This is a genomic window from Pseudomonas sp. GW821-FHT01D09 (assembly GCF_059422465.1).
On sequence record NZ_JBWKWY010000039.1, the window covers coordinates 25869 to 46668 of the forward strand.

The 20800-nt window shown below is 58.0% G+C and carries 17 protein-coding genes and 1 pseudogene; 15 read left to right on the forward strand and 3 right to left on the reverse strand.

The annotated features are described in order from the left end of the window. Positions 1 to 260: 260 nt before the first annotated feature. A complete protein-coding gene (locus AC07W7_RS24245; RefSeq protein ID WP_495040259.1) occupies positions 261 to 2183 on the reverse strand; it encodes a sigma-54-dependent Fis family transcriptional regulator in 1923 nt (640 codons plus the stop codon). Between the two features lie 291 nt (positions 2184 to 2474). Between AC07W7_RS24245 and exaC the strand changes: the two genes are divergently transcribed. The 13 genes and pseudogenes from exaC (at position 2475) to AC07W7_RS24310 (ending at position 16020) form a co-directional block, all read left to right on the forward strand. Continuing rightward, positions 2475 to 3995 (forward strand): acetaldehyde dehydrogenase ExaC, encoded by a 1521-nt coding sequence (gene exaC / locus AC07W7_RS24250; RefSeq protein ID WP_169865994.1) that lies wholly within the window; start codon positions 2475 to 2477, stop codon positions 3993 to 3995. Positions 3996 to 4199: 204 nt separating this feature from the next. Then, positions 4200 to 5633, forward strand: a complete 1434-nt coding sequence (gene eat / locus AC07W7_RS24255; RefSeq protein ID WP_495040260.1) for an ethanolamine permease — start codon at positions 4200 to 4202, stop codon at positions 5631 to 5633. A gap of 51 nt (positions 5634 to 5684) precedes the next feature. Next, the gene (locus tag AC07W7_RS24260; RefSeq protein ID WP_076964949.1) at positions 5685 to 7079 is read left to right on the forward strand and encodes an ethanolamine ammonia-lyase subunit EutB; all 1395 of its coding nucleotides are present in this window, start codon (positions 5685 to 5687) and stop codon (positions 7077 to 7079) included. Next, positions 7076 to 7915: an ethanolamine ammonia-lyase subunit EutC gene (gene eutC / locus AC07W7_RS24265; RefSeq protein WP_495040261.1), complete on the forward strand. Its 840-nt coding sequence runs from the start codon at positions 7076 to 7078 to the stop codon at positions 7913 to 7915. The genes AC07W7_RS24260 and eutC overlap by 4 nt, the downstream gene beginning before the upstream one ends. 105 nt (positions 7916 to 8020) lie before the next feature. Then, complete coding sequence (locus AC07W7_RS24270) at positions 8021 to 8479, forward strand: GNAT family N-acetyltransferase (RefSeq protein ID WP_076964951.1); 459 nt, start codon at positions 8021 to 8023, stop codon at positions 8477 to 8479. A 303-nt stretch (positions 8480 to 8782) separates the two neighbouring features. Continuing rightward, on the forward strand, positions 8783 to 9439 hold the full coding sequence (locus tag AC07W7_RS24275; protein WP_038443607.1) for a DedA family protein: 657 nt from the start codon (positions 8783 to 8785) through the stop codon (positions 9437 to 9439). A 6-nt stretch (positions 9440 to 9445) separates the two neighbouring features. Next, entirely contained in the window at positions 9446 to 10258 is an 813-nt protein-coding gene (locus AC07W7_RS24280) for a M90 family metallopeptidase (protein WP_169865982.1), read from the forward strand. A gap of 111 nt (positions 10259 to 10369) precedes the next feature. Next, positions 10370 to 10897: an inorganic diphosphatase gene (gene ppa, locus AC07W7_RS24285; protein ID WP_003176323.1), complete on the forward strand. Its 528-nt coding sequence runs from the start codon at positions 10370 to 10372 to the stop codon at positions 10895 to 10897. 224 nt (positions 10898 to 11121) lie between these two features. Then, positions 11122 to 11895: a LexA family transcriptional regulator gene (locus AC07W7_RS24290; protein WP_076964953.1), complete on the forward strand. Its 774-nt coding sequence runs from the start codon at positions 11122 to 11124 to the stop codon at positions 11893 to 11895. A gap of 593 nt (positions 11896 to 12488) precedes the next feature. Then, positions 12489 to 13613 (forward strand): DNA cytosine methyltransferase, encoded by a 1125-nt coding sequence (locus tag AC07W7_RS24295; protein WP_076964954.1) that lies wholly within the window; start codon positions 12489 to 12491, stop codon positions 13611 to 13613. Then, complete coding sequence (locus AC07W7_RS24300; RefSeq protein ID WP_495040262.1) at positions 13610 to 14677, forward strand: hypothetical protein; 1068 nt, start codon at positions 13610 to 13612, stop codon at positions 14675 to 14677. The genes AC07W7_RS24295 and AC07W7_RS24300 overlap by 4 nt, the downstream gene beginning before the upstream one ends. A 362-nt stretch (positions 14678 to 15039) precedes the next feature. Beyond that, a pseudogene (locus AC07W7_RS24305) lies at positions 15040 to 15635 on the forward strand (NAD(P)H-dependent oxidoreductase). Continuing rightward, on the forward strand, positions 15622 to 16020 hold the full coding sequence (locus AC07W7_RS24310; RefSeq protein ID WP_495040263.1) for a MerR family transcriptional regulator: 399 nt from the start codon (positions 15622 to 15624) through the stop codon (positions 16018 to 16020). Before AC07W7_RS24305 ends, AC07W7_RS24310 begins: the two are co-directional and overlap by 14 nt. On the opposite strand, the gene AC07W7_RS24315 is transcribed toward AC07W7_RS24310, so the two are convergent. Next, a complete protein-coding gene (locus tag AC07W7_RS24315) occupies positions 16017 to 17981 on the reverse strand; it encodes a hypothetical protein (RefSeq protein ID WP_495040264.1) in 1965 nt (654 codons plus the stop codon). The genes AC07W7_RS24310 and AC07W7_RS24315 overlap by 4 nt on opposite strands. A gap of 96 nt (positions 17982 to 18077) precedes the next feature. After that, positions 18078 to 18311 carry a hypothetical protein gene (locus AC07W7_RS24320; RefSeq protein WP_076964958.1) on the reverse strand — a complete coding sequence of 78 codons (234 nt, stop codon included), beginning with the start codon at positions 18309 to 18311 and terminating at the stop codon, positions 18078 to 18080. Positions 18312 to 18433: 122 nt separating this feature from the next. Between AC07W7_RS24320 and AC07W7_RS24325 the strand changes: the two genes are divergently transcribed. Beyond that, positions 18434 to 19306 carry a BrxR family helix-turn-helix transcriptional regulator gene (locus AC07W7_RS24325; protein WP_495040265.1) on the forward strand — a complete coding sequence of 291 codons (873 nt, stop codon included), beginning with the start codon at positions 18434 to 18436 and terminating at the stop codon, positions 19304 to 19306. Positions 19307 to 19478: 172 nt separating this feature from the next. Further along, a partial coding sequence (locus AC07W7_RS24330) for a DUF6531 domain-containing protein (RefSeq protein ID WP_495040266.1) occupies positions 19479 to 20800 on the forward strand: 1322 nt, incomplete at its 3' end.

Genomic DNA, 20800 nt, shown 5'->3' on the forward strand with positions numbered 1-20800 from the left:
AAACAAAAATCAGTTCCACAAAATACACAAACAAAAACAGCTACTACAACTTACAACAACAATCTCTAATCATCAGAAATTTTACCATCTTTTACGCTATCACCTGGAAACGCAAAAAATGCTTTAATTAGTTACTACCTGACTTCTCCCACCCGACCATCAGCAAACTTAAAATACAAAAAAACAATTAATCCATCACCCATTCGCACAACTACAAGACAAGCAAGTCATCCAGGGAGCTTAAGCCCCCTCGACCTCACTCAGCCCGCTGAACGCAAGGCGATGCCATGTTTGCGCAACTTGCGGTACAAGGTATTGCGGCTGATGCCCAACTGTTCCGCAACAAGGGTCATATGCCAGCGCTGCTGCTCCAGGGTGGCCAGCAATGCCAGGCGCTCGGCGTCCTCCAATGGCTGCCTGCCTCGCGGTACGGCGATTTGTGCCTGGGAGGAGGCCTGGCCAATCATCGCCGGCAAGTCGCTCAACCCTACCCTCCCCCCTTCACACAGTGCAGCCAATGTACGCAGCACCGTACGCAGTTGCCGCACGTTACCCGGCCAGGAGAAATCCAGTAGTGCCTGACGCGCCTCGATAGCCAGCACTATCGGCTGCCCGTCTGCTTCTTGCGCCAGTAGAAAGTCCAGTAGCTGCGACTTGTCACTACGCTCGCGTAATGGTGGCAATACCACTTCCAGGCCATTGAGGCGATAGTACAAGTCTTCACGGAAAGTGCCGCTGGCTACCCGCGCCAACAAGTCACGGTGGGTTGCGCTGATGATCCGCACATCCACCGCTTGCGGCTCGCCACCAATGGGCACCACCAACCGATCTTCCAGCACCCTCAATAGCCGGGTCTGCATGGCCAGGGGCATGTCGCCGATCTCGTCGAGGAACAAGGTGCCGCCGTCGGCCTGCTGCAGCTTGCCGCGCATGCCTTCCTTACGGGCGCCGGTGAAGCTGCCGCCGCGGTAACCGAACAGCTCGCTCTCGATCAGGCTCTCGGGGATGGCCGCGCAGTTCAGGGCGACAAAGGCTTTGTCGGCACGCTGGCTGGCGTGGTGCACGGCTTTGGCGAAAGCCTCCTTGCCGGAGCCGGTTTCGCCATTGATCAGCAGCGGCACATCGCGCTCGAAGACCCGCAAGGCCTTGCGAAAATCGTTTTGCAGCGCCTCATCCCCCAGGCAGATACCCGGCAAGCGTGGTCGCTCAACCTTTGGTGGCGCTTGCACTACAGGAGTCGGCGCCCGGCGGGCCTCGCCGCGCAGTACCGCAAATAAACTGCGCCCATCACGGGTGCGCAGAGGCCAACTGGCGCTGGCATTGGCACTGGCGCGCCCGAGCAACTGGTCCAGGGTGCAATCGAAAAACATCTCCACCGGCAGCCCCAGCAAGCGCCCGCGCGGCTGGCCCAGCAGGTTCTGCGCGCTTTGGTTGAGCGCACAGATCCGCCCTTCGCCATCAAACGCCAGCAGCCCTTCGCTGAACAGGCCCACGGACTCGGCCTGCAGGTGGAAACGCAGCAACCAGTGGCTTTCAAAGTGACGCAGGAAATAGCAGCTCTCGATCATCTTCGCCGAGAGATTGACCAGCGCCATGGTGTGGAACTGGCTCTGGCGCGACACCGCCTCGCGGGCCGAGGACACGTCGAGCACCGCCAGCAGGTCGCCATGGGGGTCGAACACCGGGCTGGCGGAACAGGTCAGCCCGGTGTGGCGCCCGCGAAAGTGTTCGTCGCGGTGAATGGTCAGGGCCTGGCGCTCCACCAGGCAGGTGCCGATGCCGTTGGTGCCTTCACAGGCCTCGCTCCAGTCGGCGCCGAGCCACAGACCGGCCTGCTCGAACACCTTGCGCTCGCTGGGCGCGGTGACACAATTGAGGATCACCCCGCGCGCGTCGGTCAGCAGCACCGCGTGCCCCGCGCCGGAAAGTTGTTGATGCAAATGGTTCATTTCGGTGCCGGCGATGTGCAGCACCTGTTGCAGGCGCTCGCGGCTTTCCAGCAGGCGATCATGCTCCAACACCGTGGGGGCGATGGTCAGTGCCGGGTCAAGGTGGTAGTCCTCCAGGCAGCGTAGCCAGGAGCGGGCGATCGATGGGTCGCTGCCGGGGCCGTGCAGCGGGTCTTGCCCGCGGGTGACCGTCAGGACTTGCCGGGCATGGCGGCTGAAATCATCGTTGTGCATATTCTTATTGTTCTCCTGTTGCGTGGGACACACCGCGGACCGGGGCACCCAGCATCCTCCAGGCCTTGGCGCATTGCAATGCCGGGGCGACCCATGGGTCACAGCCTGTACCGTTTATGGCACAAAGTGTCACACAGGCTGTACCAGGCCTGTCACAGCAACGCCCTGCAACAAACCCACAACCCTTGATTTACCTGACCTGCAGGGCACTGGCCCGACCTTTGCTCTACGCTTTATCAAGCGCAGCCACGCTGCACTCCAATAAACATAAGAAGTCAGGAGATACCCCCCATGCGTTACGCACACCCTGGAACTGAAGGCGCTATCGTTTCGTTCAAGGCCAAGTACGGCAACTACATCGGTGGCGAATTTGTGGCCCCGGTCGATGGCAACTACTTCACCAATACTTCGCCGGTTAATGGCAAGCCCATCGCCGACTTCCCGCGCTCCACAGCCAAGGACATCGACAAGGCACTGGACGCCGCCCATGCCGCCGCCGACGCCTGGGGCAAGACCTCGGCCCAGGACCGCTCGCTGGTGCTGCTGAAAATCGCCGACCGCATCGAACAGAACCTCGAACTGCTGGCCATCACCGAAACCTGGGACAACGGCAAGGCGGTGCGCGAAACCCTCAACGCCGACATCCCCCTGGCCGCCGACCACTTCCGCTACTTCGCCGGCTGCATCCGCGCCCAGGAAGGCAGCAGCGCCGAAATCAACGAACACACCGCCGCCTATCATTTCCACGAACCCCTGGGCGTGGTCGGGCAGATCATCCCGTGGAACTTCCCGCTGCTGATGGCCGCCTGGAAACTCGCGCCCGCCCTGGCCGCCGGCAACTGCGTGGTACTCAAGCCCGCCGAGCAGACCCCGCTGGGCATCAACGTGCTGATGGAAGTGATCGGCGACCTGCTGCCACCGGGCGTACTGAACGTGGTGCACGGTTTCGGCAAGGAAGCAGGCGAGGCCCTGGCGACCAGCAAGCGTATCGCCAAGATCGCCTTTACCGGCTCCACCCCGGTGGGCTCGCACATCATGCATTGCGCGGCCGAAAACATTATTCCGTCCACCGTTGAGCTGGGCGGCAAGTCGCCGAACATCTTCTTCGCCGACATCATGAAAGCCGAACCGCAATTTATCGAAAAGGCTGCCGAAGGCCTGGTGCTGGCGTTCTTCAACCAGGGCGAAGTGTGCACCTGCCCCTCCCGCGCGCTGGTGGAAGAGTCGATCTACGACGACTTCATGAAAGTGGTGATGAAGAAGGTCGAGTCGATCAAACGTGGCGACCCACTGGACACCGACACCATGGTCGGCGCCCAGGCGTCCGAGCAGCAGTTCGACAAGATCCTGTCGTACCTGGAAATCGCCAAGGGCGAAGGCGCCGAGCTGCTGACCGGCGGCAAGGTGGAGAAACTGAGCGGCGACCTGGCCAGCGGCTATTACATCCAGCCGACCCTGCTCAAGGGCACCAACAAGATGCGTGTGTTCCAGGAAGAAATCTTTGGCCCGGTGGTCAGCATCACCACCTTCAAGGATGAAGCCGAAGCGCTGGCGATTGCCAACGACACCGAGTTTGGCCTGGGTGCCGGCCTGTGGACCCGCGATATCAACCGCGCCTACCGCATGGGCCGGGCGATCAAGGCCGGGCGTGTGTGGACCAACTGCTATCACCTGTACCCCGCGCATGCGGCGTTTGGTGGCTACAAGAAATCCGGCGTGGGGCGCGAGACGCACAAGATGATGCTGGATCACTACCAGCAGACCAAGAACCTGCTGGTGAGCTACGACATCAACCCACTGGGCTTCTTCTAACCCTCATCACTCCCACACTTGAAATGCAATCAAGTGTGGGAGCTGGCTTGCCTGCGAGGAGGCCAGCACAACCAACACTCATGTTGAATGTGAAACCGCTATCGCAGGCAAGCCAGCTCCCACACTGAATCATCACAAATACTCGGCATCTCATCCGGCTCAAGTCAGCCGGGATAAAACAATAAGAACCAAAGGTACTTCCCCATGCCTAGCGAACCCACCAGTTCGTCAGTCGACTTTGAAAAAGTCGGCTCCGAATACTTCCAACAACGAGAATTGAAAAAAGGCGCCGCCGGCTGGGTGCTATTAGTCGGCCTCGGCGTGGCCTATGTGATTTCCGGCGACTATGCCGGCTGGAACTTCGGCCTGGCCCAGGGCGGCTGGGGCGGGATGTTTCTCGCCACATTGCTGATGGCCACCATGTACTTGTGCATGTGTTTCTCCCTGGCCGAACTGTCGTCCATGATCCCCACCGCTGGCGGCGGCTATGGTTTTGCCCGTAGCGCCTTCGGCCCTTGGGGGGGCTTTCTCACCGGCACGGCGATCCTGATCGAATATGCCATCGCCCCCGCCGCCATCGCCGTATTTATCGGCGCCTATTGCGAGTCGCTGTTCGGCATTGGCGGCTGGATGATCTACCTGGCGTTCTACATCATCTTTATCGGCATCCATATCCTGGGCGTCGGTGAAGCGTTGAAGCTGATGTTCGTGATCACCGCCGTGGCCGCGATTGCCCTGGGCGTGTTCCTGGTAGCGATGGTGCCGCACTTCAACGTCTCCAACCTGCTGGACATTCCCGTGACCGAGGCCAGGGGCGCCAGCAGCTTCCTGCCGTTCGGCTATGTCGGCGTGTGGGCCGCGATCCCTTATGCGATCTGGTTTTTCCTCGCCGTCGAAGGCGTGCCCCTGGCCGCCGAAGAAACCAAGAACCCCAAGCGCGACCTGCCCCGTGGCCTGATCGGCGCGATTGTGGTGCTCACCAGTTTCGCCCTGCTGATCCTGGTGATCGCCCCGGGCGGCGCCGGCACCCTGGCGCTGGTCAAATCCGGCAACCCCCTGGTGGAATCCCTGGCCCTGGCCTACGGCGGCTCGACCTGGATGGGCAGCTTCGTCAACCTGGTGGGCCTGGCTGGGCTGATCGCGAGTTTTTTCTCGATCATCTACGCCTACTCCCGGCAGATTTTCGCCCTGTCCCGCGCGGGTTACTTGCCGCGTAAATTGTCGCAAACCAATAAAAGCAAAGCACCGGTGCTGGCCCTGGTCATTCCCGGGATCATCGGTTTTGGCCTGTCGCTGACCGGCCAGGGCGACCTGCTGATCCTGGTGGCGGTATTTGGCGCGACCATTTCCTATGTGTTGATGATGGCCGCGCATATCACCCTGCGCATCCGTCGCCCCAAAATGGAGCGGCCATACCGCACACCGGGCGGCATCTTCACCTCGGGCCTGGCCTTGATACTGGCCTGCATCGCCGTCGTGGCAGGCTTCCTGGTGGACCCGCGCGTGGTGATTGGCGCGGCGATCATCTATGGAGTATTAATTGCTTACTTTGCTTTCTACAGTCGGCATCACTTGGTAGCAGGCACGCCGGAAGAAGAATTCGCGGCGATCCAGGCCGCAGAGGCCGCCTTGCACTAACGCCGTAAACCACGGCGCGGGCCACCGCCCGCGCCGTCATGGAGAGTCTGTATGGCAAGTTTTTCCCACTCGGTCGGTGCATTGACCTACCGTTTCGATAGCCTCAAGGACGTGATGGCCAAGGCCAGTCCCGCCCGCTCCGGGGACTTTCTCGCCGGCGTCGCCGCGCAGAACGACGGCGAACGGGTGGCGGCGCAGATGGCCCTGGCCAATATCCCGTTGAAGCACTTCCTGCAAGAGGCGCTGATCCCCTATGAAAGCGATGAAGTCACCCGGCTGATCATCGACACCCACGACCAGCAGGCCTTTGCCGTGGTCAGCCACCTGACCGTCGGCGGCCTGCGGGACTGGCTGCTCAGCGACGCGGCCGACGAACACAGCCTACGCGCCCTGGCGCCAGGGCTGACCCCGGAAATGGCCGCCGCCGTGTCGAAGATCATGCGCGTGCAGGACCTGGTGCTGGTGGCACAGAAGATCCGCGTTGTCACCCAGTTCCGCGGCACGATGGGCCTGCGCGGGCGCTTGTCCACACGCCTGCAACCCAACCACCCGACCGATGAACCGGCCGGCATCGCCGCGAGCATCCTCGACGGCCTGCTGTATGGCAACGGCGACGCCATGATCGGCATCAACCCGGCTACCGACAGCATCGCCTCGATCTGCGCCATGCTGGAAATGCTCGATGCCATCATCCAGCGCTACGAAATCCCGACCCAGGCCTGCGTGCTGACCCACGTCACCACCTCCATCGAAGCCATCAACCGCGGCGTGCCGCTGGACCTGGTGTTCCAGTCGATTGCCGGCACCGAGGCCGCCAATGCCAGCTTTGGGATCAATCTGAATGTGTTGCAGGAAGGTTACGACGCAGGCTTGAGCCTGAATCGCGGGACCCTGGGGCACAACCTGATGTATTTCGAGACGGGCCAGGGCAGCGCCCTGTCGGCCAACGCGCACTTTGGGATTGACCAACAAACCTGCGAAACCCGCGCCTATGCCGTAGCGCGGCACTTCAAGCCGTTTTTGGTCAACACCGTGGTCGGGTTTATCGGCCCCGAGTACCTGTACAACGGCAAGCAGATCATCCGCGCCGGCCTCGAAGACCACTTCTGCGGCAAGCTGCTGGGCGTGCCCATGGGCTGCGACATCTGCTACACCAACCATGCCGAAGCCGACCAGGACGATATGGACACCCTGCTGACCCTGCTGGGCGTGGCCGGGATCAACTTCATCATGGGCATCCCGGGTTCCGACGACATCATGCTCAACTACCAGACCACCTCCTTCCACGACGCGCTCTACGCCAGGCAAACCCTGGGGTTGAAGCCCGCGCCGGAATTTGAACAGTGGCTGGCGAAAATGGGCATCTTCACGCAAGCCGATGGCAAGGTGCGGTTTGGCAACAACCTGCCCCCGGCCTTCCGTCACGCCTTGGCGCAATTGGGATGAAGGAGCCTGAAGTGCAGATCGACACACCTCAAAGCGATAACCCGTGGCTGGAACTGCGGCGCCTGACCCCGGCGCGGATTGCCCTGGGCCGCACCGGCACCAGCATTCCCACGGGGGCGCAACTGGACTTCCAGTTCGCCCACGCCCAGGCCCGCGACGCGGTACACCTACCGTTTGACCATGCCGAATTGAGCCGCCAAATGGCCGAGCGCGGCCGCGACAGCCTGTTGCTGCACAGCGCCGCACCTGACCGCCACAGCTACCTGCAACGCCCGGACCTGGGGCGCCGCCTGAGCGATGAGTCGGCACAGGTCCTGCGCGACTACGCCCTGGCCAACCCGGGCGGGGTGGACCTGGCGGTGGTGGTGGCCGATGGTTTATCGGCGCTGGCGGTGCATAAACATACCGCGCCGTTTCTGACACGCATGGAAGAACAGACCCACGCTGAAGGCTGGTCGTTGTCGCCGGTGATCCTGGTGGAACAGGGCCGGGTGGCAGTCGCCGATGAAATCGGCCAGTTGCTCGGCGCCAAGATGGTGGTGATCCTGATCGGCGAGCGGCCGGGACTCAGCTCACCGGATAGCCTGGGGCTGTATTTCACCTACAACCCCAAGGTCGGCCTTACCGATGCCTACCGCAACTGTATTTCCAATGTACGCCTGGAGGGCCTGAGCTACGGCATGGCGGCGCACCGTTTGCTGTACTTGATGCGCGAGGCCTGTCGGCGGCAGTTGTCGGGGGTCAATCTCAAGGATGAGGCACAGGTTCAAACACTGGAGTCGGATGATCCCGACTTGATGAAAGGTAACTTCCTACTTAGCCCGCCCAAGGAGTGATGCCGGCACGATTGCGATTTTTCGCCACCTTAGGCAGCATCAAGTGGCGGCCGCCCGAGTAATGGACCGTTTGCCGTTGTATTCCTATAGAAGTTGAGGCCTAGCATGCGGATTACTCAAGCGACTCTGGAACACCTGGACCTGTTGACCCCATTATTCGTCAAGTACCGCGAGTTCTATGGCGCGCTGCCCTTTCCTGACTCGTCCCGGGCCTTTCTGGAAAAGCGCCTGCGGCGCAAGGAGTCGGTGATCTACCTGGCCCTGGCGGATGACGACGACCACAAACTGCTGGGCTTTTGCCAGCTGTATCCGAGCTTTTCCTCACTGTCGTTGAAACGGGTGTGGATCCTCAATGACATCTACGTCGCCGAGGATGCCCGCCGCCAACTGGTGGCCGACAACCTGATGCGCACCGCAAAAAAGATGGCCAAGGAAACCAATGCCGTGCGCTTGCGCGTATCGACCAGTAGCGACAACGCCGTGGCGCAGAAGACCTATGAGTCCATGGGCTTTCGTGAAGACACCGAGTTCAAGAACTACACGCTGCCGATCAGCGAAGACTAAAAGCCATTCGCCCAAACACCACAAAAAAATGTGGGAGCGGGCTTGCCCGCGATAGCGCTGGGTCAGTCGAGGTATTTTTCACTGACACACCGCTATCGCGAGCAAGCCCGCTCCCACATTTGGATCAGTGCTAGTCAGAATAGCTGCGACATCCCCCGCTACAAAACCAACACGCTTTTCACCATTCAATCCGTATAATGCCGACCTTTTAGGGTTGTAAGAAAAACGGCATACACGCGTAGCCTTATTACCCGAGCCTCCGCACAGGCCCGCTGAGTCGGGTCATTCACACAGGTGCCATCCATGGATTTCAACCCGCTCGACCTTATCCTGCATCTCGACGTGTACCTCGACCTGCTGGTAACCAATTACGGTCCGTGGATCTACGCCATCCTGTTCCTGGTGATTTTTTGCGAGACCGGCCTGGTGGTCATGCCGTTTTTGCCCGGCGATTCCCTGCTGTTTATTGCCGGCGCCGTCGCCGCGGGTGGCGGCATGGACCCGGTCTTGCTGGGTGGCCTGCTGATGCTGGCGGCGATCCTCGGCGACAGCACCAACTACGTGATCGGCCGCACCGCCGGGGAACGCTTGTTCAGCAACCCCAACTCGAAAATCTTCCGCCGCGATTACCTGCAAAAAACCCACGATTTCTACGACAAGCACGGCGGCAAAACCGTGACCCTGGCGCGCTTCCTGCCGATCCTGCGCACCTTCGCGCCGTTCGTCGCCGGCGTCGCCAAAATGCCGTATCCGCGCTTCTTTGGCTTCAGCGTGCTGGGCACCATCCTCTGGGTCGGCGGCCTTGTCACCCTGGGCTACTTCTTCGGTAACGTACCGTTCATCAAAAAAAACCTGTCGCTGCTGGTGGTGTTCATCATCCTGCTGTCGCTGGTGCCGATGATCATTGGCGTGGCCCGCAGCCGCTTTGGCCGCACCTCATCCGAAGCCAAGCCGCACTGATCGGCCATGTGGTCCCTCAGCGCCTGGCGTCGCCGGCGCCTCCTGGCCAAGCACCCGGTTGCCGATGAAACCTGGCAACGGGTGCGCCATCACCTGACCTTCCTCGACGGTATCAGCGCCGAACAGGACCAATGGTTGCGTGAAGCCAGCGTGCTGTTCCTCACCGAAAAGCACCTCACCGCCCTGCCCGGCGTCGAACTGCACCAGGAACAACGCCTGCTGCTCGCCGCCCAGGCCCAACTGCCACTGATGAACCTCGGCGAGCTGGAGTGGTACCAGGGTTTTCACGAAATCATTCTCTACCCCGATGACTTCCGCAGCCCCCAGCGCCATCGCGACGCCAGCGGCGTGGAACATGAATGGGATGGCGAACACAGCGGCGAAGCCTGGCAGCAAGGCCCGGTGATCCTCGCCTGGCCGGGCGTGCTGGCCAGCGGCAATTGGGAGGGCTACAACCTGGTGATCCACGAACTGGCGCACAAGCTCGACATGCTCAATGGCGATGCCAACGGCCTGCCGCCGCTGCACCATGGCATGCCCGTGCAGCAATGGGCCAGTGTGATGCAGAGCGCCTATGACGACCTCAACCGCCAGCTCGACCACAACCCCGACGCCGAAACCGCCATCGACCCTTACGCGGCGGAAAACCCGGCAGAATTTTTTGCCGTCACCAGCGAATATTTCTTCAGCGCCCCGGATTTGCTCGCAGACAGTTATCCACAGGTCTACGCGCAACTGAGCCAGTTTTACCGCCAGGATCCACTGGCCCGCCTGAAACATCTGCAGGCCAGCGACCCGCGCTATCAGACTGAAGGCTAAGTACCGTACGACGTCTGGCGCGTGGCATCGGCGCAGGAATATGCCTATAATCGCCGCCACTTTTAGGCCAATCCGGCCACTTTACCTGGCCAACTACGGGGGCAACGCCCAATGAGCTACAGCAAGATTCCGGCTGGCAAAGACCTGCCGAACGACATCTACGTCGCCATCGAGATTCCGGCCAACCATGCGCCGATCAAATACGAAATCGACAAAGACAGCGACTGCCTGTTCGTTGACCGTTTCATGGCCACCCCGATGTTCTACCCGGCCAACTACGGTTTTATCCCCAACACCCTGGCTGACGACGGCGACCCCCTCGACGTGCTGGTCGTGACCCCTTACCCGGTCACCCCAGGCTCGGTCATCCGCGCCCGCCCGGTTGGCATCCTGAACATGACCGACGACGGCGGCGGCGATGCCAAAGTCATCGCAGTGCCACACGACAAGCTGTCCCAGCTGTATGTCGACGTGAAGGAATACACCGACCTGCCGCCACTGCTGCTGGAACAGATCAAGCACTTCTTCGAGAACTACAAAGACCTCGAAAAAGGCAAATGGGTGAAGATCGACGGTTGGGGCAACGCAGACGCCGCCCGTGCCGAGATCATGAAGTCGGTAGCCGCCTACAAAGGCTGATACCGCTACTCATTGCCCCGGCAATCAAAAAAGCCCCGATTATCCGGGGCTTTTTTTGTGGGAAAAAATAAACAATACGTTCAACAATATAAACAAAACAGAAACTAACGTTTAACTGCAAAGCATTTAGCCAGGATTTTACTTGCAATAAGGAAACACCTACATACACCAATTCAACTCATGGTTTATTTGATCTGTTTTTCCGGCCAGTAAACTCTGCGTTTATGAATACATCAGGTGATCGCTTAAGAATGTTACTTCGGGAAGTTCATCTTTCCGCATCCGACTTCGCCAAGAATCGCGACGTCACGCCCCAGCATGTGAACAACTGGTTCAAGCGCGGCGTGCCCATGGCCCGGCTCGACGAAATAGCAGAACTGCTGTGTGTCACCAGCCGCTGGCTGCGTACCGGCGAAGGCCCTAAATACCCGCCGACCAACCTCCAGCTGGAAGGCCCCAACCCCGCAAACAGCGCTGCCACACGCGAAGACTGCGGCCACTATCTCTGCGGCCCCGCCAGTGGCCCGGAAAAGATCGACGTGGAAATCCCCCTCCACGCCTCCTTCAACACCCAGGAAAGCCTACGCCTCTCCCTGCGCACCCTGGAACAACTCAACGTCACTGCCGAACGCGCCTTGGGGGCCTATATGGTCGGCAACAGCATGATCGATATTATCCAGGACGGCGCCATCCTCGCCATCGACCGCGGCCGCACCCAGATCATCGACGGCGAAATCTACGCCCTCGAACACGACGGCATGCTGCGCATCAAATACCTCTACAACCGCCCCGGCGGCGGCCTGCGCATGCGCAGCCACAACAGCAACGAACACCCCGACGAACTCCTGACCTACGACCAACGCTTCGAGCAAAACGTACAAATCCTCGGCTGGGTCTTCTGGTGGTCCACCCTCAACAACCGCCGCCCACCGGTGCCGCTGGATGACCATCTGATCGGCTACGACGGCTCTAAATCAGACCAAACGCTGGGAAACTAAGGAAAACATGAGTATCATGCGCGGCACATTTGGCAGGGGTTGGCATAGCGCCAACACCCCCTGCCCGGCGATGCGGAGGAGTTCCCGCTGATGCCCCCTTTATCATTTGGGTGAAAGCCTGAGTGAATGATTGAAGGCTGGTGAGGTTTACCAAAAATAGACTTAACCAGTCCCCGAGAAGCCGGCCACAAGCCGGCTTTTTAATTGTCCGAAATAATCCTATCCCATCCGAGAATCTTCCTGATAGCTGAGCTATTCCGGGGGAGTCAGGCATCCCCCTGCCGATGGTGTTCTACGCCATTTGACCTCACCCAACGATAAGGTGGGGGACAAAACGGACGACGGGGGAAATCCAATGGGTAAGCTGAGTCCGACTGCTGGCGCAACACCCTCGAACCGATTGTGGCAACTTGATTACCAATACAGAGAGTAAGCCACATAGCTGGGCACCCGTTTATCCGCGCAAGGCGTGTTGGGCGAATGCTTACGGTACCCATGCCTTTGAAAACTGCTAAAGTGCGACCCAAAACCGTGGGCACAGATAGGCTGCGCCGGATTGTCTAGCTAGAGCAAACATTCAGGCCGAAAATTTTATGAAAGCAATTGAGTTATTTGCAGGAATTGGTGGTTTTAGAGTCGCATGTGACTCATTAGGAATTGAAACAGTCTGGGCCAACGACATCAGCCCCACTGCCGCAAAAGTCTATCAAAAAAGATTTGGTGAAGAACATTTTCATTTTGGCGACATATCGAATTTCCTCGATCAAGTTCCTGATCATGACCTACTAACAGGTGGTTTCCCATGCCAACCCTTTTCAAGTGCAGGCCGAAAGCTTGGGCTTGAGGATGCAAGAGGAAGTTTATTTGAAAAAATAGTTCACATCCTCGAAAGGAAAAAACCCAAGTACTTTGTGCTAGAAAACGTCAAACGACTTCTATCCATGGATAGCGGAAAACATTTCGCCACAATTTTAGATGCCCTGTCTGAGATCGGCTATTTGGTTGAATGGCGACTTCTAAACTCCGTAAACTTCGGCCTACCTCAGCACAGAGAACGAGTTGTGATTATTGGTCACAGAGACCATACCCCAAAATCTTACCTCTGCACTAGCTCTGATATTTCAGAGCTAACGCCTCATCAAGCGTCTGTGGCGTCAAACACCGAAAACTGGAAGAGCATTGAAGATCATGGCTCAAAATTTCACACGTGGGGACTAGCTCTTAATGGGAAGTTTTTCCATGCAAAAATTGAAGGTTTTTCCGATGCGGCCAGGCCAGTAAAACTTAAAGATGTTCTTGAGGAGCGTCCGAACGATAACTTTTATTTTACAGAAAACACACTGGAACGAATAAAAACCAGTGAAGAGGTGAATAGATTTTATAATGGTGTCGAAATTTTATACAACCAAAAAGGCGGTGCACGAATGGGGTATTCCGTTTTTGGAATAGAGGGCGTTGCTCCCACCCTGACCTGCACAACCAGTCGGCACTATGAACGTTATAAAATCGGGAATGAGTTTAGGCGCCTAACTCCTGTTGAATATGCCAGGATCCAAGGTTTTCCAGATAATCATTGCGCGTCAGTGAAACTCTACGACCAGTATCCTCTTTATGGGAATGCCGTGCCGCCAGCACTCGTGACATGGGCAATCAAAAGAGCCACCTCAACTAGCTACACAACCTTTCAATCGGCCTCAGCACAAATGGAATTGGTATGACCGAAATTCTCATGCTTCGCGAGCATATAAAAATTAATTTGCCTGAAATCGTTGAGCAATTGAATCTATACCTTCGCGGCGAAGGCGTAGAAAATATTAAGGGCATATTACAAAGAGTCGGGCGTGGCGGAAAGCTTCCGCACTGGTATGAACTGCTTGCAACCGGTCAGTCCATGCCAAACTTAGACGGCAAGACAATTGGCAGCGTCATTGAAATGACGCTACTCGGTGTGTTAGAACAGCATACTCTTAAACCTTTCAACATTCCTCCGCTCGAGGTTAATCCGGCGAAAGGCGTTGATATACCTTACTTGGATCTTGGTATTAAATCACCCTCCGAGAACTTTTGCACAAGCGAACCTTTTTTCTCTGCGTATGAGCGAATTCTTGGCAATGAGAGTGATGCGATCATACTGTTAACCGACTATCAAACCGCAAAAAAAAATCCTCCCCCGGTCAAAATTCAAATTATCAAAGCCGCATACCTTAAAGGGAGTGAAATTGCCGACAGAAACCTTTGTCTATTGGCATCAAAAAATAAGCAGCGGCTTTTTGATGAGAGCGAGTCCCTTTGCAAGAAAATGCTTCAATTTCTATGTCATATCAATCAACAAGACTGGCGGGCAAAGTCGCTTCTGCGACTTTTAAACTCTCTTTACGACGATGACAACACTATCAATGCGCTGATCAATGCTATAGAGCTAGACTTTCAAACCAAGTCTTCAGCTGATATCAAGAAGGGAATAGAGCCAAACTCGATAGATGAACTGAATAAATTAATAAAAATAAGGCACTCCAACCAAAAAGTTTCAGCCATTATAAATGCATGCAATGACTGGGTCATTGACAACCACAAAGATTTTGCACGCCTCCCTAATGATAACGAGTGGCAGCGTTTTCTGAGAAGTCCCTTAGATGGAAAAATCGGAATGAGCTTTGCGTTACAGTGGCGCTATAACTTTGGGAATCTTTTCAACTCCCTGCCTTATGCACCAGTAGCATTAGTTATTACTGATGAGTCTCATGCTGCCCCATTAGTGGCCGATCAAAATTTAATGGATTGATTTTTAACTAGACACTCTGATCATCTCAAGAAAATCGGATGATCAGAGTGGCGCACATCACCAAAATCATCAACTTTACGCCTGATCGCGTTCAGAAGTGTTCCCCCCCCTCTACCTCTGACATTAAATTCAGATAACTCGGGAAGGCTCATATAAGAACGGTTGCGGTAGGAATTACAGTTAACCGCTCCCCCACAGATCCATGCGTCCGGAACTACTGCATAAGGCTCCTGCCTCAAACATTCCGCACTGCCCGCACGCCAGAACCAAGCCCATCTTGAATCACCAGTTTTTTGCCGCCCTTGACTCTCCCCTATACGGCAGACCCTACGCTAAACATCATTTCCCTTAGGGCTTTCCCCGTGGTTCAGCGCACTCTGGTCATCCTCGGCCACTCCTCCAGCACCAGTTTCTGTTCGGCACTCGCCGAAGCCTACCTCCAATCGGCTAAAACCGCCGGCCATGAGGTCCGTATCCTACGGCTCGGCGAGATGGTTTTCGATCCGATCCTGCACCACGCCTATCACCAGGACCAAGCCTTGGAACCCGATTTGCTTGGTGCCCAATCCGACATACTCTGGGCCACACACCTGACGTTTGTCTTCCCCATTTGGTGGGGCGGTGTGCCGGCCTTGTTGAAGGGGTTTATCGATCGGATTTTCCTCTCCGGCTTTGCCTTCAAATACCGCAAGGGCAAGGCATTCCCCGACAAGCTCTTGAAGGGCCGCACCGCCCATCTGCTGGTGGCCCTGGATACGCCGCCGTGGTATTACCGTTGGTTCTACCGCATGCCCGGCGTGCACCAGATGCGTAAGACCACCCTTGAGTTTTGTGGCATCAAGCCGATCAAGACAGTGCTGTTCGGCCCGCTGCTGGGCTCTACTGCGGCGCAGCGGGACACGTGGCTGAAAAAGGCTGGCACATTTTTTTAGGAAAGGACCTCCATGTACATCGGTAAAGCCGCGCAGTTGTCAGGCACGACGATCAAGGCGATTCGTCACTACGAGGACATCGGCTTGCTGCCACCCCCGCAACGCGAGGGGCGGTATCGGGTTTACTCGGCGCAAAGCGTTGAGCTACTGACGTTTATCAAGTGCGCGCAGCAGTTGGGTTTCAAGCTCAAGGAGTTACAGGGGATTCTGCACGGGCACCATGGCGATGAGTTGCCGTGGCAGCGCGCCAACCAGGCGATCGCACAAAAGAAGCATGAGTTGATGGCGCAGATCGAAGCCCTGCAACAGGTGCATGCAGGGCTGGTGGCGTTTGAAGGCAGCCTGGAGCAGGCCCAGGGTCAGTGCCAGTTTGCACGCCTGGTGGAAACCGGCACTGCGCGCCACAGCTAGTTCAGCAGATCGCCCCATTTGTTTTGCAGGGCGCGTTCTTCGGCGATAATTTCCCGTGTCAGGCTGTCGACCCATTGCTCGGCAAAACCATTGGCTTCACGCAGCAGCAACATGATGTCGTCGAGTTCAAAGTCACCAGGCTTGGCGACATCCTTGTACTCATCCAGCATCTTCCTGACCATTTCATTGAGCTGCTGCTTGGTGGCCATTTTGGCCATGGCCATTGCCATCAACATCTGGTCGTCTTCCGGCCTTACCTTGCTGCCTGGGCTGCGTTCCTGGTAGTTCTCGCACACCATCAGAAACCCGGTCAGAAAACCTTCGAGCAGACCATCTTGCTGACGAACCGATTCGGGAATCTTATGAAACGAGAAGCCATACATAAAGGCCAGCACAAAGAAGATCTGGCCTTCGACTTCTTCATCAGGGAAGCCAATAAGTTTTTGCGCCTTGGGAATCACCGCGCCCAGGTAGTTGATCGGCAACTGCCAGATAACCGCTGAATCCGGGTCGTCACGCTGTTCCTGCTTCAGGTCGGCGAGGATGGCCTGCATTTTCTCGATAGCCCGTTGCCCGGGTTGCACCACAGGCTCGTCGTCCATCAGCAGGTCATCGAGTTCGGCGTGATAGGTCGGGGCCAGTCGCGTCGGCGGGGTGATGTCTTGCAGCGCCGCGACCCGCTCGGCTTCGCCGGCCAGCAGTTTGTCGAGGAGCTTGTTGCGGTTGTCGAGGACGAACCGCACAAAAGTTTCTTCCTTGAGGGCCAGGCGCACGACTCCAGGCAGGAAGGCGTAGATAAACCCACCGAGTTTTTCAACATTGCCGTCATCACGCAAGGCCGCCAGGGAAGCCTCGCCGGTCTTGTCCTTGATAAACGGTAGGATCTTCGATTTATTCTGCTCGATGGCCACGGCAACGTAGCCCAACAGCTTGTCCTTGCCGCTGATTTTTTTCTGTGGACCGTCAGAGGTTGTCTCTTCGATGACTGCCAGGGCGAGGATCTCTTCGGCAACCGGTTCTGCCAGCGGGGTCGGGGCCTCAGGCTCGGCGGCAACCACTGCAACGGCAGGTTGCGCAACCGCCACCAGCGGCTGATCGGCCAGCCCACGGCGGGCATCCCCCAGGGCCTCGTTGATCACAGAGAAGAACTCACCCAGTTCTTTCTCACCCACTTGGGTAAAGGTTCCGACCTTGCGCGAGTTGACGAACAGGTCGCGCTTTTCCACGGCCAGCGAGTCCAGGTGGCGCCAGAAAAACAGGCGCGGGGTGTCGAAGACCATCTTCACCGCCAGCTTGCTCTCGCCCATCAAGACGCCTTCCTTGGCGCCACCGAACAGGGTGTCGTCAATCAGCACCAGCACTTCATCTTCGCTCATGTTGGCGCCGTACGATTCCAGGGCCGCCTGCAGCTTTTTTTGCGGGATATGCGGGCGCACGTACACGCGCTCCAGCCCCAGGCGCTGGGCCAGGCTGAGGGTCATTTGCACAATGGAATCGACCTGGGCTGCCGACAGTTCCTGGTTGCCGGCCGAGGCCTTTACCGCCGCCGGCGTCGCCACCGGGGCCGACTGCTCGCCGCCCCGGGTACGCAGCCATTCCTGCAACAGGGAAAAGCAATCGTGCAGGTCGTCTTTGTCCGGCATGTTGAAGGCAATCGCCTGACGCTTGTTGAGGAAGAGTTTGCTGCCCTTGATTTCCAACCCGTCGATTTCATCGTAGGCATAGGCCACGGCATCGCTGAAGCTTTCGCGGATGGCCAGGTAATCCTGGCCGATCAAGCAGCCGTCTTTGCCGCTGGCAAACATGGTGTCGTCAATCAGCACCACCACTTCGCTGGGGTCCACGGTCAGGCCGTAGGCAGAAAGGGCGTTGCTCAAGAGTTTCTTCGGGATGTTGGGTGCGACATGAACCCGCCCCGAACTTGAATATTTCTTGGCCTGCAAAAACTCCAACAACGACATGTCCCTATCTCCCTTTCTGATTTTTTCAGCGTCATTGAGCCTGGACGCCGGAAGCTGCGCGGCAGAATAGCACTAGGCCATCACCTTGATCACCCTTCAAGACAGCTCCAGCCTTAGCTTCAGCTCCTGGACCCGTGCCCGCTCTGCCCGCAGGGCGCGCTTGAGTTCACGGTTTTCCATCTCGCGAATCTTGGCCCAGCGTGTCGCCGTACGGCAGCCCGCAACAAACCTCCAAATTTCCCGGAGGCGCAGGTACTGCATCAACAGCACCAGCAAGATCACGCCAATGAGTACCAACGCACTGGTCGAAACAAGCTCCGACATCCCCATATCCTGCATCCTTTTAGTGAATTCGAGCGATCTCGAAGACAGCAACACGATATGTCGTGTTTTATTACAGGTCCATACTGTAGACAGATACAGGTAAAGTAATCGCACATATGGGAGGGGTCATGAAACGCACACAATCCGTCGAACAGGTGCGCTGGGACCTGGCACTTCGCTATCGCCTGATCGAAACCGTCGCCTGGTGGGAAGGCCGCCTGACCACGGGGCACTTGATCCAGAGCTTCGGCATCAGTCGCCAGCAGGCCTCGAAAGATATCAACACCTACATCACCGAACATGCGCCCCGAAACTTGACATATGACAAGCAGCTCAAGGGCTACATCCCGAGCAAGCACTTCAAGCCGCGCTTTATCGACGACAGTGCCAGCGCCTATTTGCACCTGCTGTACCAGAACAACGAACGCGCGCCGCACATCGAAGGGCTGGCCTTGGCCTATGCCCATACCAAGGTGCTGGAGGTGCCGGACCGCAGCATCCGCCCACAAATCCTACGCCCGCTGCTCAAGGCTTGCCGCGAAGGGTTGCGCCTGGAAACCGAGTACGTGTCCCTGGCCAACCCCGAGCCGGAAGTGCGCCTGATTGCCCCGCATACCCTGGTGTACACCGGTATGCGCTGGCATGTACGGGCCTACTGCGAGAAGAACGGCAAATACCGCGACTTCGTCCTGAGCCGCCTGCGCGGTGAACCGGAGTTGCTGGGCAAATCCGAGAACCTGATCGACGCCGATCACGTTTGGGAGACCGCCGTGGACTTGGTGATCACCCCGGACCAGCGCCTGGCAGCGGCGCAGCGGGCAATTATCGAGGCGGATTTGGGCATGGTCGATGGGCAGTTGGTGATCCCCAGTCGCCAGGCCTTGGTGAAATATGTCCTACAGCGCTACCAGATCGATCCGAAGAACCTCGACCCCAAACCCGAGGCCCAGCAGATCGTGGTGAAAAACCTGCAGGAGCTGAAGCCTTGGTTGTATGACTGAAAAATCGGCTTTTACCAGTCAACAGCATCGCCGTTTCATGTGGGTATAAGCGGCGATCTCACCTGGAAAACGCCTCCTGCACGTAAGCCCATTCTGATTTAACGGACCACACCTCCACCCTCCCTTTTCCTGCGGCATTCTCCGACGCCTTTCTTTTGCAGAGACGTCATGGATGCCAGCCCCTGCCCCTGATTCATCGCCCATCGAGCGGATCGAATACGAGCTCGATGGCTTTCACCAGAGCCTGGCAGTGTATCGCCAGCAGGTAACAAGCTGGTACGCGCAGGCCCTGGACAAGGCCAGCCATGCCGCGGATTTGCCGTCGCTGCTGGGCCTGGAGCGGGTGCTGCGGGTTGGTGACTCCCAGGTGTCGGTGAGCATGAGCGACACCGATTTTGCCTCCAGTGTTGCCGTGTGCCCGGCAGGCGGCGAGCTGAAGATCGAGAGCCAATTCGAGTCGGTGTATGACGTGCCCCTGGGCAATCTCCAGGTGCAGGTGATTGGCCTGGATGATGGCAGCTCCACGCTGATCCAACTGGATGCACAGGGCAAGGGCACCCATCACTGCACGGCCGGTGGGCGCTATCAGGTGCGCGTGCAGGGCGGGGTTACGCCGGCGCAGGTGGAGGCGCTGTTTACCTCCTACGACGGTTTGACCGCCGAGCTACAAGCCTGGCTGCGCAAGGAATGGAGGGGGTTCAAACCGCATTGGCAGGCGTCGGCGTCAAGTGCCATTGGCAGTGGGATATTGGCCGGCACCTGGTCAGCCATTTCCGAGGTGTGGGACAGCCTGTCGCTGGTGCAGGACATCCTCAAGGACCCGGCCAAGCACATCGAACGCCTGGGCACCCAGGCCGCCGAGCTGGCAGCCCTGGCGCGTGAGGCGCCGCAGGTGATGGAACAGGCGATGTTGCTGGCCAGCGACGAAGCGGCGCTGTACCTGATGTTGCGCACGGCGATGATCTGGCTGTCGGCATTGCCGCCCAGCCAGGTGGCGGGGAAAACCGCCGAGGTGCTTGCCGGGTTTGCCGTGTCGCTGCTCATTGATTTGCTGATTGCGCTGGTGCTGACCATTGCCCTGCAAGGTGCCGGGATCGCGTATCTGGGGCTGCGCCTGGCCAAGTATGGGGCGCAGGTGGTTGAGCTGGCGGTGGGCTTCGTCAAGGGCGTGTTCGACATCCTCAAGCGTTTTATGGGGGCGGTGGAGCGCTACAAGGCGGTGGCCGTGCGCGGCGTTGTCGGCGGCTTGAAAAAGGGTGGCCTGCGGATGCACTGGGGGGCGCGGCGCAATACCACGCTCAAGCAGATAGAGGTCGTGGACGATGTGCCCTCCTCCGCGAAAAACCCCAACGACCAGGCCAGCGCCAGCGCCGATAAAACCGCGACCCACGGTTGCCCGGTGTCCATGGTCACCGGAGAAGAACTGCTGACCCTGACCGATGGCGAGCTGGATGGCGTACTGCCATTTGCCTGGACGCGCCTGTATCGCACCAG